Annotated in this window: 13 protein-coding genes; 6 read left to right on the plus strand and 7 right to left on the minus strand. The window is 66.4% G+C overall.

Going from position 1 to position 14,315, the window contains the following annotated elements; all coding sequences use genetic code 11:
• Positions 1-29: 29 nt before the first annotated feature.
• Both BLU17_RS17090 and BLU17_RS17095 read left to right on the plus strand, forming a co-directional pair.
• Positions 30-1,172, plus strand: coding sequence for an acyl-CoA dehydrogenase family protein (locus BLU17_RS17090; RefSeq protein WP_091998601.1), 1,143 nt, complete (start codon positions 30-32; stop codon positions 1,170-1,172).
• Positions 1,173-1,208: 36 nt separating this feature from the next.
• Entirely contained in the window at positions 1,209-2,312 is a 1,104-nt protein-coding gene (locus BLU17_RS17095) for a CaiB/BaiF CoA transferase family protein (RefSeq protein WP_091998603.1), read from the plus strand.
• A gap of 39 nt (positions 2,313-2,351) precedes the next feature.
• Here the strand turns inward: BLU17_RS17095 and BLU17_RS17100 are convergent, their stop codons facing one another.
• Complete coding sequence (locus BLU17_RS17100; protein ID WP_091998605.1) at positions 2,352-3,500, minus strand: porin; 1,149 nt, start codon at positions 3,498-3,500, stop codon at positions 2,352-2,354.
• A gap of 305 nt (positions 3,501-3,805) precedes the next feature.
• The gene (locus tag BLU17_RS17105; protein WP_091998608.1) at positions 3,806-4,582 is read right to left on the minus strand and encodes a bestrophin-like domain; all 777 of its coding nucleotides are present in this window, start codon (positions 4,580-4,582) and stop codon (positions 3,806-3,808) included.
• Positions 4,583-4,953: 371 nt separating this feature from the next.
• On the opposite strand from BLU17_RS17105, the gene BLU17_RS33200 reads away from it, so the two are divergent.
• From BLU17_RS33200 to BLU17_RS33530, 4 genes are all read left to right on the plus strand, one after another.
• Positions 4,954-5,106, plus strand: coding sequence for a hypothetical protein (locus tag BLU17_RS33200; protein ID WP_176929122.1), 153 nt, complete (start codon positions 4,954-4,956; stop codon positions 5,104-5,106).
• Positions 5,107-5,128: 22 nt separating this feature from the next.
• Complete coding sequence (locus tag BLU17_RS17110; protein ID WP_091998923.1) at positions 5,129-5,779, plus strand: nitroreductase family protein; 651 nt, start codon at positions 5,129-5,131, stop codon at positions 5,777-5,779.
• Positions 5,780-5,850: 71 nt separating this feature from the next.
• Entirely contained in the window at positions 5,851-6,291 is a 441-nt protein-coding gene (locus BLU17_RS17115) for a hypothetical protein (RefSeq protein ID WP_091998611.1), read from the plus strand.
• A 228-nt stretch (positions 6,292-6,519) separates the two neighbouring features.
• Entirely contained in the window at positions 6,520-7,641 is a 1,122-nt protein-coding gene (locus BLU17_RS33530) for an RNA polymerase sigma factor RpoD/SigA (protein ID WP_091998614.1), read from the plus strand.
• On the opposite strand, the gene ftsH is transcribed toward BLU17_RS33530, so the two are convergent.
• The 5 genes from ftsH to BLU17_RS17145 all read right to left on the minus strand — a co-directional run bounded on the left by ftsH (position 7,620) and on the right by BLU17_RS17145 (position 14,176).
• Complete coding sequence (gene ftsH, locus BLU17_RS17125; RefSeq protein WP_091998617.1) at positions 7,620-9,608, minus strand: ATP-dependent zinc metalloprotease FtsH; 1,989 nt, start codon at positions 9,606-9,608, stop codon at positions 7,620-7,622. The genes BLU17_RS33530 and ftsH overlap by 22 nt on opposite strands.
• 145 nt (positions 9,609-9,753) lie before the next feature.
• The gene (locus BLU17_RS17130) at positions 9,754-11,274 is read right to left on the minus strand and encodes an efflux transporter outer membrane subunit (RefSeq protein ID WP_091998621.1); all 1,521 of its coding nucleotides are present in this window, start codon (positions 11,272-11,274) and stop codon (positions 9,754-9,756) included.
• A complete protein-coding gene (locus tag BLU17_RS17135; RefSeq protein ID WP_091998623.1) occupies positions 11,252-12,337 on the minus strand; it encodes an HlyD family secretion protein in 1,086 nt (361 codons plus the stop codon). Before BLU17_RS17135 ends, BLU17_RS17130 begins: the two co-directional genes overlap by 23 nt.
• On the minus strand, positions 12,334-13,035 hold the full coding sequence (locus BLU17_RS17140; RefSeq protein WP_091998626.1) for an ABC transporter ATP-binding protein: 702 nt from the start codon (positions 13,033-13,035) through the stop codon (positions 12,334-12,336). The genes BLU17_RS17135 and BLU17_RS17140 overlap by 4 nt, the downstream gene beginning before the upstream one ends.
• A 4-nt stretch (positions 13,036-13,039) precedes the next feature.
• Positions 13,040-14,176 carry an ABC transporter permease gene (locus BLU17_RS17145; protein ID WP_091998628.1) on the minus strand — a complete coding sequence of 379 codons (1,137 nt, stop codon included), beginning with the start codon at positions 14,174-14,176 and terminating at the stop codon, positions 13,040-13,042.
• Between the last annotated feature and the right edge of the window lie 139 nt (positions 14,177-14,315).

The following is a 14,315-nucleotide window of genomic DNA, read 5'->3' on the forward strand; positions in this document are numbered from 1 at the left end:
CGCCCCCACATGCCGCCGAGGATGCCCCGATGATCATTTCGCAAGAGCAACAGATGCTGCGCGACTCGCTGCGCGAGTTTTGCCGCGAGCGGATCGCACCGTTTTCCGCCGACTGGGACCGGCGCCACGCCTTTCCGGCCACCGCGCTCAAGGAACTCGCCGCGCTTGGCGTGATGGGCATGACCGTGCCCGAGCAGTGGCGCGGCGCCGGCATGGACTATCTGTCGCTCGCGCTGGCGATCGAGGAAATCGCGGCGGCGGACGCGTCGACGTCCACGATCGTCAGCGTCCAGAATTCGCTCGCGTGCGGCATTCTGATGAACTACGGCAACGACGCGCAGAAGGACCGCTACCTGAGCCGTCTCGCGAGCGGCGAATGGCTCGGCTGCTTCTGCCTGACCGAGCCGCACGCCGGCTCGGACGCATCAGCGCTTCGCACCACCGCGGTCAGGGACGGCGACGCCTGGGTGCTCAACGGCGTGAAGCAGTTCATCACGAGCGGCAAGCATGCGCAACTCGCGCTCGTCCTCGCCGTCACCGACAAGGCCGCGGGCAAGAAAGGCATCTCCTGCTTCCTCGTGCCGACGGACACGCCCGGGTATGTCGTCGGCCGTCTGGAAGAAAAGCTCGGGCAGCACGCATCGGATACCGCGCAGATCGTTTTCGAAGACTGCCGCGTACCCGCCGAGCAGGTGATCGGCATGCCTGGCGACGGCTACCGGATCGCCCTGTCGAATCTCGAAGCGGGCCGGATCGGCATTGCGGCCCAGTCGGTCGGCATCGCGCGTGCCGCGTTGAGCGCCGCGCTCGCGTATGCGAAGGAGCGCGAAACGTTCGGCACGCCGCTGATCGGGCATCAGGCAGTGAACTTCCGGCTCGCTGACATGGCCACGCGCATCGAGGCCGCGCGCCAGTTGACGTGGCATGCCGCCGCGCTCAAGGATGCGGGCCGGCCTTGCCTGCAGGAGGCGTCGATGGCCAAGCTGTTTGCTTCCGAAATGGCCGAGCGGGTCTGCTCCGACGCGATACAGATTCACGGCGGCAGCGGCTACGTGGCCGACTTCCCCGTGGAACGCCTGTACCGCGACGTGCGCGTCACGCAGATCTACGAAGGCGCTTCCGATATCCAGCGCATGGTGATCGGCAAGGCGCTCGCGGCCGGGCAGATCTAACGGCCTTATCCACAAACGCACAGGACAGTCCATCTCATGAAGCCGCCTCTTGCCGGCATCCGCGTGGTCGAATTCGAGGGACTCGGACCGTGCCCGTTGACGGGCCTCATGCTTGCCGACATGGGCGCGCAGGTCGAGGTCATCGCCCGGCCGGTACGGGGGGCCGTTAACGAACGCTTCGGCAGCGCGCACGACGATCCGTTGCGCCGCGGCAAAACGGCGTTGACGCTCGATCTGAAACAGAAAGTGGGCGTCGAGGCGGCGCTCGCGCGGATAGCGGGCGCCGACGCGCTCATCGAAGGCAATCGCCCCGGCGTGATGGAACGGCTCGGCCTCGGCCCCGCCGATTGCGCGGCGCGCAACCCACGCCTCGTCTATGGCCGCATGACGGGCTGGGGGCAGCACGGACCGCTCGCCCAGGCCGCCGGGCACGATTTGAATTACGTTGCGCTAACCGGATTGCTGTCGCTCTCGGCGCGCAACGGCGAGCCGCCCAGGGTGCCGCCCACCGTCGTCGGCGATGCGAGCGGCGCATTGGGACTCGCATTCGGCGTGGTCTGCGCGATCCTGGAGGCGCGCACGAGCGGCCGTGGCCGCGTGGTGGACGCCGCGATTGTCGACGTCCTGGCCATGCTCGGCACCATTGCGCAGTGGATACGCGCCAGCGGCCAGCTCGACGGCGCGCAGCCCAGCCCGTTCCACGACTCGCCCTTTTACGACAGCTATGCCTGCGCGGACGGCCGCTACATCACGATCGGCGCGCTGGAGCCGCAGTTCTATGCCCTGCTGCTCGACAAGCTGGGGCTCGCCGACGTGGATCCCGCCGGGCAGTACGACACCGCGACCTGGCCGCGGCTCAAGCAACGCTTTGCGGCGCTGTTCGCCAGCCGGCCGCGCAGCCATTGGTGCGCGCTGCTCGAGGGTAGCGATGCGTGCTTTGCGCCCGTACTGACGCTGGACGAGGCGGCCGCCCATCCGCACAACGTTGCGCGCGGCATTTATAGCGTGGCGCGCGGAGGCGCCATTCAGGCAGCGGGCGCGCCGCGGTTTCTTCCATTGCAACCGGAAGAAGCCGCGGCGTCCGCCGGGCTTGCGGCTTCAGGCAAGACGGCCGCTTCGCACCGGGGGGACGGCACGTAGGGGCGGCGGCGGCGCCCGAAGCGCGTCCGTTTTTGCAAATCAGAACATCTGGCGCATGCCGATCGCGACACCGACGTTGTTGGTGCGACCGATCCGGTCGACCAGGCCGGTGGTCGGATTGGTCACGCCCGGGTAGTCGGCTGCAAACGCACCGTTGCCACGCGCGAAGTCCGCGGTGCCGTACACCTCGGTGTGCTTCGACAGCGAGTACTCGGCAAGCACGGTGGCCGAGTAGTTGATACCCGTACCGAGCGTGCCGTCGAGCAGTTCGGCATTGCGTGTGTGGCCGTAGTAGCCGGCCACGGTGATGAGCAACGGGTCCATGGCCTGCCAGTTGCCGCCAACGTAGAACGTATCGTCGATACGGTTCGGGCTGCCGCCGTGGAGCGCCGGTGCGCCGGCTTGCTGCATGTTGAGATCCGTCGTGCCCGTCCTGTCCTGACCGCGCAGCCAGCCGGCCAGCAGACGGACGCTTTGGGTGATCTGGTATGCGCCGCTCACGTGCAGAAAGTTGACCTTCGCGCCATTGACCGAACTGCCGTTCACGGACGAGACCGAGGTCTGCTGGAAGCCCGCGTTGATCGATGCCGGGCCGTGCGTGTATGTCAATTCCACGCCGTACGTGCTGTCGAGGCCCATGGCGCCGGCATGGTTGCCGAAGCCGTAGATCGCATCGAGGCTCAGTCCGTTGGACGAGAACTTGTACTTGACAGAATTCGGAACGGTAAGGTAGTTGCCGATACCGTTGTACATCCAGCTGTCTTGCCAGTAGTCGCCGACCGTCATCGGGTCGAAGATGTCGCCCATGGTGTCATAAAGGGGCGCGTACTGGTTACCGAACGTCACCGAGCCGTACTGGTTGCTCGACAGGCCAACGAACGCCTGCCGGCTGAACAGCGTGTTCGGCACGTGCAGTTTCCCGTCGCCGAGTTCGAAGCCGTTCTCGAGGCGGAAGATCGCGGAGAGACCGCCACCCAGATCTTCGGTGCCGCGCAGGCCCCAGCGGCTGTGCGTTTCCGGACCGACCGTCATACCGATCAGGTCTTTGCCATCCGGGGCCGCGTTCGTCTGATAGCGGATTGCCGTATCCACAAGGCCATACAGCGTGACGGAACTCTGCGCGAAAGCCGACGACGCGGCAACGGCGAAAAGGGCGCCAACGGCGCTGGAAATGATGACTTTCTTCATTGGATTAGCCTCCCCGAATAGATGATTTTGTCGGCAGCTCAACGCGCGTGCCAGTTGGGCGATCGAAATCGTGGCGGGAGCATAGTTTGCCGCCATTTTGACTTATATGGCCCAATCTGGATTAAACCTTTCCAGAATCGGCAAGAATCGCGGGGCCGCGACGGCTTGACGGCTAACGCCGCCAGGGGGGCTTCCCGCGCAAACGGGACAGCCGGACCGGAACACTACCGAACGTGCAAGGTCACCTTCCAATCGAGCCGGAAATCGCAACCTTCGACCGTGAGCCGATCCGCCTGGAAGCCAGGTCAATTCATGCCTTTTAGCGTTTCAACGAGTATCTGCTCGATGGAATCGGGGTTGAAGAATCCGGACCCCGGATATTCCATATCGATGATCACGTACATCGTGATTGCCATCGCGGCAGAAAATACCATCACACGCAGCAACGGCATGGTGTGCAGAGAACCCATGCCGTAACCGGCGATCAATGCGGCCATCATCGCAAGCACAAACATGAGGGAACTGATGACGGCCGGCGGATGACCGCTTTGGGCGGCGTGCTGCCTGGCGGGAAAATCGAACATGCGGTCCAGCGAATCGCTGACCTGGCTGAGGACAGCCGCGCTTCCCGAGTCCTTGGCGACGAGCATCGCCTTCGTCCACATTTCGTCCTGCAATTCCCGCCCGCGCGCGAAGGCGGTGTTCTCGTCGTGCGAATCGTAGATGGCGCGGTATGCGTCGATACGCGCTTGTACATACTGGCGCATCAGCGAACGCAACGCCGGCTGGGAGGTGGGCGGGAGCAAGTCCAGTCTCGCATAGGACCCTGTGATGGCGCTGGCCTCCTCGACGAGAAGATTGCGATACATGTCGTAGCGGGTGATGGCCCCCGAAAAACTGAACGCGAGCAGCAGGCCCACCAACCCGTATACCGCGCCATCTATCGCGCCGGACCCGCCGTCGGCCGGTTCGCCATCGCGTATATGCCGCCTTCTTCCGACGATATGGCCGACCTTGATGCATGCCAGCAATCCAAAGAACAACCCCAGTGAATAAGTCAGTGCGTAAGCAAAAAAAATCATGTCGGAAAATTCCAGTATCTTCGGTCTCGTCTCGCCAACTGTATTGGATCGCCATTGATTTTGTGGCGTGCTTTTAGGGAAAAATCGATCGCGCATTGAATGCGCAGCGACCCGGCAGGCGGGCGCTCTCCCTGCCGGGGCAGAGCGATGTTACAGAAGCTTTCCGAGGTCTGCGGCATCGACGGAAAACCGGGAATGCGAGTCGTTGCGGTCAACGTGCCCGAGTCCGTTAGCGTGAGGTCCCCATCCGATGGCAACCGCGACGCCCGATCTCGACGCAATCAGCACCGCGCGATGACGACCGCGAACGCCCGATTATTCTGCTGTCCGAATTTGCGCGGTCGCCTCTGCGCAAAAGCGGCTGATTTCGCATGAGCAAAATCCTGGTTGATCTGAGTCAACCGCGTTCACGGGCGAGCCATGAGACTGAAACCGCAAGCGGCGCAAAGGCTAGTCGTGACCGCCGCCGAATTGCGCTGGCCAGCGCCGCCGCCGGCGATCTCGCCGGTGCGCGCGCCGCCTGAATTCGAATGTCCGGAGAACCCCATGACAGAGCTTCCACGCATCGACTACGAACCCGCGCCGTTGCTGCCGCCCGCCCCGGTGAGCGGCGAGTCGGCCGAGTTCATCGCCCTCCCGCGCCCCCGCCTCGAGGCCGGCGCCCCCCTCATGGCGGCTCTCGCCCGCCGCAAAAGCACGCGCACGTACGCGGACGCACCCATGGCGCTCGACACGCTCGGCGAACTGCTTTGGGCCGCCAACGGCATCAACCGGCCCGAGACCGGCGGACACACCGCGCCTTCCGCACACGGCTTCCACGAGATCGACATTTATGCCGCGCTCCCGCACGGTGTCTATCGCTACGAGCCCGCGCTCCACCATCTCGTGCTCAAGCATCTCGTCGATGCGCGGAACATGACCGGCTATCAGGACTTCGTGGGCAAGGCCCCGCTCGACCTCGTGTACGTGCTGCGCGGCTCCCAGGTGCTCGATACGCCGCCGCATCAGCGCGAACAATTCGCCGCCGTTGCCGTGGGAGCGATTTGCCAGAACGTTTCGCTCTACTGTGCATCCGAAGGGCTCGCGACCGTGGTGCGCGGCTGGATCAACCGGAGGCTGCTCGGCGATGCGCTGCGCCTGAACGAGGACGAAGTGCCGCTTCTCGCGCAGACGGTCGGCAGGCCCGGAGCGAACTGACCTGCGGCCTGCGGGGTCGGGAGATCGGAAGATCAAGGCGCCGCGGCACCGGGCCGCGAAAGGAAGCAACGATGTTCACACGCGTCGATTTGAGCGCCGTCCAAACCGTTTATCGGCTTTGTTATGTGCGCACGCCCTGGGCGTGGTTCACGCGCATCCCGCTCGACCAGCAGTGGGGCGAACACTGGGAGCGCGCGCCGTATATGCGCGAGGCCGGCTTGCCCTACTCCGATAAACCCGACCAGATCCTCAAGGTCGGCTTCGACGGGCCGCTGCTGAGCCCCGAAGAGGGGGAGCACGCCCACCCGTGCAGCGTGCAGGAGGTCAACGCGAGACACGTGCCGTGGCTGCGCACCGAGAGCTACCTCGGCGGCCCCACCATTCACATCATGGCGGGCGTGACGCTGCGGCGATTTACGGAACTGGTGGAACTGGCGGGGGGGATGGTCTACGCCCCGCTCGGCTGGGGCGAATTGCCCGAGGTGCAGCCCATGTCGCATGCCGCCAGTTGAACGCCCGTTGACCGCCCGGCATACGCTTCGAATTGCGCCCCGAATTGCGCCGCAGCGACGCAAAAAAAACCGGCCGGCGTTGATTGAATCGCGGACGTTCGCCTCAAGATCGGTGTCGTAAGGCGGTCCGTAGCGAATGGCGATTCGCGAAGCGAAGCCCGCCGGAATGCCGGAGCACTCGGGTACCCGGCGCCCGCGATCAGCCATGCGGATGAATCCGCCAGCGCCATGAAGACGAAACGCCGCCAGCCACGACCCCACACCCGCACGGAGCGGGACGACGCCACGCTCGAATTCGATGCGGGCCCGCAGGATATTCGCGTATCCGACGATACGCTCGATCTCTTTCGCGCGCGCATGGCGGCGGTGCCGCTCTTGTCGCGCGAACAGGAAGTCGAACTGGCGCGCGAGATCGAAACGAGCCGTCAGGACCTGTGGCGCTGTCTCGAGGCGTGTCCTCATGCGCGCGAAATTCTCGCGGCCACGGAGCACGACATCCATGACTGGCCCGCCGACGCTATCGAAGCAGCCTGCGACGCATTCGTCGCGCACTGCGGCGAAACGCGGGAGCGCACGCAGGCGGGCGGCCTGACCGGCGAAATGAACGCGGCCCGCTGCCGGCTGCGCGCGGCGACGCGCAAGATGTTCGAAGCCAACATGCGGCTCGTGCTTTCCATCGCGCGGCGCTATGAGAATCGCGGCATCGACCTGCCCGATCTCGTCCAGGAAGGCAGCCTGGGTTTGATGCGCGCAATCGAGAAGTTCGAGTATCGGCGCGGTTTCAAGTTTTCCACCTATGCGACATGGTGGATCCGCCAGGCCGTGTCGCGCGCCGTGGCCGAACGCGCGCGCACGATCCGGCTGCCCGTTCATGTGGGCGACGAGTTCGCGCGTATCTGGCGCGAGCGCGAACGCATCCGCCAGCAGACGGGGCGCGACGCCACCCCGGAAGAACTGGCCCGCGCGAGCGGCATGGCCGAGCCAAAGGTGCGCCGCCTGCTGACGCTTCCCGTGGAACCCGCTTCGCTCGACATCGTGCTGCCCGATGGGGAAACGGAGTTGATCGAGCTGATTCCCGACGATGCCCCGACGCAGATCGAAGCGCTGGCTCACGTGCGCATGTGCGAGTTCGTGAACGCGCTGTTCGAGGACATGTCTCCGGCGGAGGCGAACATCGTGCGGCGGCGCTTCGGCATCGGCGACGGCGAACCGCAAACGTACGAGGAAATTGCGCAAAGCACGGGCATTTCGCGCGAGCAGGTGCGCCGTATCGAAAAGCGGGCGCTGGAGGCGTTGCGCGTGTCGGACCGCATGCGCTCCGCCCACGATTATCTGGAAGGCGAACACTGACGCGATTGCGCGCCCTGCGAAACGTCTGCCGTGAGCGCGGCCGCGGCCGGCGCGCTGCCGGCGGGAAGCTGCGCCGGCGCGGGCGTGGCGGGCTGCGTGACGCCATGCTCGCCCGCGCCCGCGTCTGCTGGCTGTGTGCCCGCAATCAGCGCGAGCAGCTCGTCGTGCTCGATCACTTCCCGCTCGAGCAGACGCCCGGCGATCCGGTCGAGTGCGGCGCGCTGATCGGCGAGCGTGCGCGTCACGCGTTCATGGGCTTCGCTCAGCAGCCGGCGTACTTCGTCGTCGACGAGCTGGGCCGTGCGCGCAGCCGGATGCAGCGCTTCGGCGCCCGCCGCTGTCTGTGCCATGGCGCCATCGTCGGCGCAATTCGCAAGGCCCAGGCGCTCGCTCATGCCATAGCGGGCCACCATGTGCCACGCCATCGCGGTGGCCCTTTCGAGATCGTTCTCCGCGCCGGTGGAGACGTCGCCGAACACGAGTTCCTCCGACACCCTGCCGCCGATCAACACGTCCAGCCGGTCAAGCAGTTCGCTGCGCCGGAGCACGTAGCGGTCCTCGGTCGGCACCTGCTGCGTGTAGCCCAACGCCGCCACCCCGCGCGGAATTATCGACACCTTCTTGACCGGATCGCAGTGCGCACGGCTCTGGGCGACGAGGGCATGGCCTGCCTCGTGGTACGCAATGGTCACCTTCTCCTGCGCGTTCATCACCCGGCTCTTGCGCTCGGAGCCCGCCAGCGCCCGGTCGATGGCTTCGTCGAAGTCCGCCATGCCTACGTTCGTGCGATCGGCTTCGGCTGCATGGAGTGCCGCTTCGTTCACGATGTTCGCGAGATCCGCGCCCACGCAGCCGGGCGTGCGCGCGGCCAGTTGCTCGAGGTCGACGTCGGGCGCGAGCGGCACCCCGCGCGCGTGCACCGCCAGGATCTGCCGGCGGCCGTTCAGGTCGGGGCGGTCGATCGCGATGTGGCGATCGAACCGCCCCGGGCGCAGCAACGCCGGGTCGAGCGTCTCCGGACGGTTGGTCGCGGCGAGCAGGATGACGCCGGCGTTGGGCTGAAAGCCATCCATTTCGACGAGTAGCTGGTTGAGCGTCTGCTCGCGCTCGTCGTTGCCCGAAACGGGATTCGCGCCGCGCACTTTGCCGAGCGCGTCGAGTTCGTCGATGAAGACGATGCACGGCGCCTGACGCTGCGCCTGTTCGAACAGATCGCGCACGCGCGCCGCCCCGACGCCCACGAACATTTCCACGAACGAGGAACCGCTGATCGAAAAGAACGGCACCCCGGCCTCGCCCGCCAGTGCCTTCGCGAGCAAGGTCTTGCCGGTTCCCGGCGCGCCGACGATCAGAATGCCTTTGGGAATCTTTCCCCCGAGCCGGCGATAGCGTTCGGGATGGCAAAGGAACGAGACGATTTGCTGAAGTTCCTTCTTGGCTTCGTCGATGCCGGCAATGTCGTTGAACGTCGTGCCGGTTGCCTGCTGCAGGTAAATGTGCGCGCGGCTTCTGCCGATGCTCATGAAGTCTCGCGCGCCGCCGCTGCGACGCATCAGGAATTGCCACACGATCACGAAGAACACGAGCGGTACAACCCACGCGAGCACCAGATCGCCCCAGTTGTTGTCGAGCGCTCCGCGATAGCGCACGCCGGCGGCAGCAAGACGCGCGGGCAGCGACTCGTCGGCGACGCGTATCGTCGTGAACGGATACGGCGGCTTGCCGGCCGTGAAAGCGGCGGCGTCGGAGGCCGGCAGCGTAGCCTTCGCCTGCTCAGAGCGCAGCTCGCCGCTGATGCGCGTAGGGGTGATCACGAGGTTGTCGATGTCGTGCGTGGCGAGCAGGCGCTGAAAGTCGCTGTAGGCGATCGTGGGCGCCGTGGGCGCAAACCAGAGCATCTGCGCGACGAGCACGAGCAGGACGCCGATAAACAGCACGATGCTGCCGGAATCGAACTTCTTCTCCATGCCCAATTCGCTCCACGTTGGCTAACCGTTCGCGCGTCGCCCGTTGGTTCGGGCTCGTACGTCCCCCATCATCTTCGAAGCCGCAGGCACTCTGCGCTTGACTTGCATCAAGGAACGAGGTGTCGCGAAAACCTGCTCGCGGTCGTCAGTGCGCTCCCGCCACGCCCTCGCCGCTTGCCGGTTCGTCGTGCCAGCCGCCGCCCAGCGCCGCATAAAGCGCCACGGTATCCTGCAGCCGCTGCGCGGCGGCCTCCAGCCACGCGATCTGCGCCTGATGCAACTGGCCGTCGGCGACGAGAATCTGCAGATAGTCCACCGTCCCCGCGCGATAGTCGGCTCGCAGCAGCCGCAGCGCTTCCTGCGCCGCCGCGAGCGCGCGCGACTGCGCGTCGAGCGCGCCCGCGTCGTATTCGAGCGCGTAGAGGACGTCCGCAACCTGGGCGAAAGCCGAGAGCACCGTTTGGCGATACTGCGCGCGCGAGGCCGCGTAGGCCTCCTGGGCGGCCTTGCGGCCGTACCACAGCGTCCCGCCCTGAAAGAGTGGCGCGGTAACGTCCGCCGCGAGGCTCCACGATTGCCCCATGCGCTCCGCAACCGACGCGGGCGACGCACCCGAAAGCCCACCCGCGGCGGAGAGCGTGACGTTCGGCAACATCGCCGCCGTCGCCACGCCGACCTGCGCACTTGCCGCATGCAGCAGCGCTTCGGCCTGCAGCACGTCAGGCCGCTGCCGCACGAGTTGCGACGGCACGGTTCGCGGCAGATCCGGCGGCAGCGTGACATCGCGCAGCGAGAGCTCGGGCGAACGCCATTGGGCGGGCAGCGTGCCCGTGAGCGAAGCCAGCAGGTCGCCGGCCTGCGCGCGCTTTTGCTCCAGCGCAGGCAATGTCGCCTCCAGCGTGGCCTGCTCGTTCTGCAGCGTGAGCACCGCTGCGTAAGCGGCCGTGCCGGCGTGCGCGCGCTCCTCGGCAATGCGCACCTGCTCGCGCACGAGGCCGATCATCTCCTGTGTCGCGTCGATCTCGTCGCGCCATGCCGCGCGCGCGATCATGGCGTTGACGACGTTCGACGCGATCGTCAGCCAGGCCGCCTCCAGCGCGTAGCGCTGCGCGTCGCGTTCGGCCGCGAGACCTTCCACATAGCGCCGGTTGCCGCCCCACAGGTCGATGGCATAGCTGATCGAGGCGGACAGCGTAAAGAGATTGAAGAGGGAAGGCGCCGCCTGCGAACCCAGGTGCAGCGGCGAATAGCGTTCGCGCGACGCGCCCGCCTCGGCGGCGGCCTGGGGATAGAAGACGCCCGCTCCCGCGCGCAACTGGTCCTCGGCGCGGCGCAGCGAGGCTTGCGCCTGGACGAAGGTGGCGTTGTCGGTGAGCGCGTCGTCCACGGCGTCGTCGATGGCGAGGCTGCCGAACTGCGTCCACCAGTCGTCGCGCACGCTCACGTCCGCGCGCAGGGTTTGCTGCGCCCCGGCGGCCGCGAAGGCGGCCGGGGCGCCGCCTGGCAGGAAGGCATCGACTTTGGGGGGCGGCGGCCGGGAGAAGTCCGGCCCGACCGCGCAACCGGCGAGCCATCCCGCACAAAGCATCGCGGCGAGGCGTGCCGTGAGGCGTGCCCCGCGTCGCGTCCGCGCGTGCGGCGGGTCATCGGGCCGAGATATAGACATCGACGATCTGCCCAGGGTAGACATGGAGCCCCGCCTTCGGCACGACGCGAAAGATGACCGGCAACACGCGCAGGTCGACGCGCTCGGTGCGCTGGTCGGAGAGTTCGATCTTCGGCGTGACATAGGGCTGGATGCGCTCGAACTCGAGGTCGGCGTCGATGCTCGCCCCGCGCACCGACATGCGCGCCTTGAGCCGCGCCGGCTCCGGCAGCCGCGCGATCAGGATCTCGTCGACGTAGCAGCGCACCGCGAGGCGCTCCGGCGCGGTGCCGAGCACGATCGCCGGTGCCATGCCTTGCGTGTAGGTGTCGTAGACGCCCTGCTGCGAAAGATAGGAACCCTGCGCGGTGTTGACGGCGAGCACCACGCCGTCGGCCGGCGCGCGCAGCGTGTAGTGGGCAAGCAGCGCTTCGGCGGACGCCGCGGCCTTGCGCAGCGCCTCGACCTGGCCCTGCTGGTTGCGCACGTCGTACACCCATGCGCCCGCGCGCGTGAGGCGGTCCTGGCGCGTGACGACGGCGAGGTTCGCGCGCGCCACCCGCATGCCGTTCTCGGCGTTGTCGAGCACGTCGCGGCTCACGGCTTTCGGGTCGATGTCCCATGCCTGCTTTTGCTTCGCCCAGGTGTCCTCGGCCATCTTCAGGCTGGCCTCGGCCGCGCTCACCTGGGCGTCCGCGACATCGCGCGTTTCCGGCCGTGGCTGTGCCCGCAATTCCTCGAGCAACGCCTGTGCGGCATCGGCTTGCGCCGCGAGTTGCTGGGCGTTGGCGCGCTGCACGGAATCGTCGATGGTCAACAGCACGTCGCCGGCCTTCACGGGCTGGCCGTCGTGCACGTAGAGCCGCGTGACGGCGCCTCCCACGTCGGGGTAGATGTTTACGTTCGCGCCCGCGGGCTGGTCGCTTTCCACGATGCCCGTCGCATATACGCCGTGCTCATAGGGATTGGCCGCCGGCTGGAATACGGGCGGCTGCGGCGCCTGCTGGATGCCGAAGACCCACGCGGCCACGACGCTGGCAACGAAGCCGGCGACGGCGGCGGCGAACAGGATGCGATGCTTCATCGCGCGCCTCCGGCGTCGATGCCCTTGAGCCTGCCGTCTTCCATGCGCAGGATGCGGTCGGCGTATTCGAAGATGCGGCTGTCGTGCGTGACGATCACGATGCAGCGGCGCGTATTGAGCACCTGATGCTTGACGAATTCGATGATGGTCCTCCCCGTGTCGCCGTCGAGCGAAGCGGTCGGTTCGTCGAGCACGAGAATGTCGGGCTGGCTCACGATCGCGCGCGCGATCGCCACGCGCTGCTGCTCGCCGCCCGAAAGCTTCACGGGCGGCAGCGCCGCGCGGCCCGCGAGGCCCACCACCTCGAGGTAGCGCGCCGCCTCGGCCAGCGCTTCGTCCCAGGGCCGGCGCTTGAGGATCAGCGGAATCGCCACGTTCTCGGCCGTCGTGAGGCGCGGAAACAGGTGGTAGTCCTGAAACACGAAACCGATGCGGTTGAGCCGGAAGTCGGCGAGCCCGTCGTCGGGCTGCGCCCAGAGGTCCACGCCGTCGATCGTGACGGAGCCGCCGTCGGGCCGCAGAATGCCGGAGATGACGCTGAGCAGCGTCGTCTTGCCGCTGCCCGACGGCCCGACGATGAGCACCATTTCGCCGAAGTGCGCCTGCATCGAAACGCCCCGCAGCGCCTGGGTGCGCGCCGCGCCTTCGCCGAACCACTTGTCGAGCGCGCGGGCGTCGATGGCGATCGAATCCGTCATCGCCTCAGCCCCGGAAGATGTCGAACGGCTCGATGCGCAGCACGCGGCGCACGCCGAGATAGCTCGAAAGCGAGGCGATCACCACCACCATCGCGAATGCCAGCGCAAGGTTGCCATACGTGATCATGGCCGCGTAGTCGCGGATGCGCAGGCGCGCGAGCGTGATGGAGGCGGCGCACAGGCCCACGCCCAGGCCATAGCCCGTGAGCGCCGTGAATGCCGCCTGAAACAGGATCATCGCGACGAGCTCGCGGCGCTTCGCGCCGATCGCCTTGAGCGCGCCGAATTTTTCGAGGTTTTCGAGAATGAACGTGTAAAACGTCTGCCCCGAAATCGACAATCCGACAACGAAGCTGATCGCCGTCATCAAAAGGATGTTGGTGCCGAGACTCGTCTCGTATTTGTAGAAGTTGGCAATGCGCTGCATGAACTCCTCTTTCGTATAGGCGATGTAGCCGAGCGAGGCCACGACGGCCTTGATGTGCGCGATATCGCGCTCCGACTTCGGCTCGACGAGGATGTACGACGTGGTGTAGCGCGTGGACGGGATGTACTGGATGGCGCGGCTGTACGTGGTGTAGAGCGTGGGCGTGCCGAAGAGCCCGCTGCTCGCCACGGTGGCGATGCCGACCACGACGGCGCGGTGGTCGTTGAGCTCGAAGTCGGTGCCGGGCGCGGGGTTGCCGAGCTTGTAGAACTCGGCGTCCTGGACCGCGATGAAGCCGTTCTCCGCGTAGATGTCCTCGATGCGCCCGCGCGTCATGCGCGGCCAGCCGTAGAGCGTGGTGTCGTCGAGCCCGATGACCGTGGTGGCCTGGTACGTGCCGTCGCGCAGCTTGACGAGCGCCGCGCCCGAGTAAAGCGGCACGGCGTACTTCACGCCGTCGATGCTGCGCACGGCGTCGAGCACGTAGTCGGGCATGCCGATGCTGCTGGCGATCGTCTGCACGGCGGGGTCCATGACCCAGATCTTCGCGCCCACGTTGATGACCGTGGACGACGAGCGATTGAGAATGCCGGCGAACATCGACATCATCTCGACCATCAGGAATACGGCGAACGTAATGCCGATCAGGAGCGCCGTGAATTTGGCGCTGTCGTTGACGAGCAGCTTGAACGCGAGGCGCAGGATGCCCGGCATGACGACCCGTTTAGCCATGATTGAGCAGCCCCCGATCGAAAAGGATGACCCACCATGCCGCGCAGACTTCCGGCGCGACCGTGAGCCGATTCTCGGACAGGCGCTCCGCGTCCCGTTGACGTGTGTCAACTGAACGAAG

Source organism: Paraburkholderia lycopersici, assembly GCF_900096975.1.
Taxonomy (GTDB): domain Bacteria; phylum Pseudomonadota; class Gammaproteobacteria; order Burkholderiales; family Burkholderiaceae; genus Paraburkholderia; species Paraburkholderia lycopersici.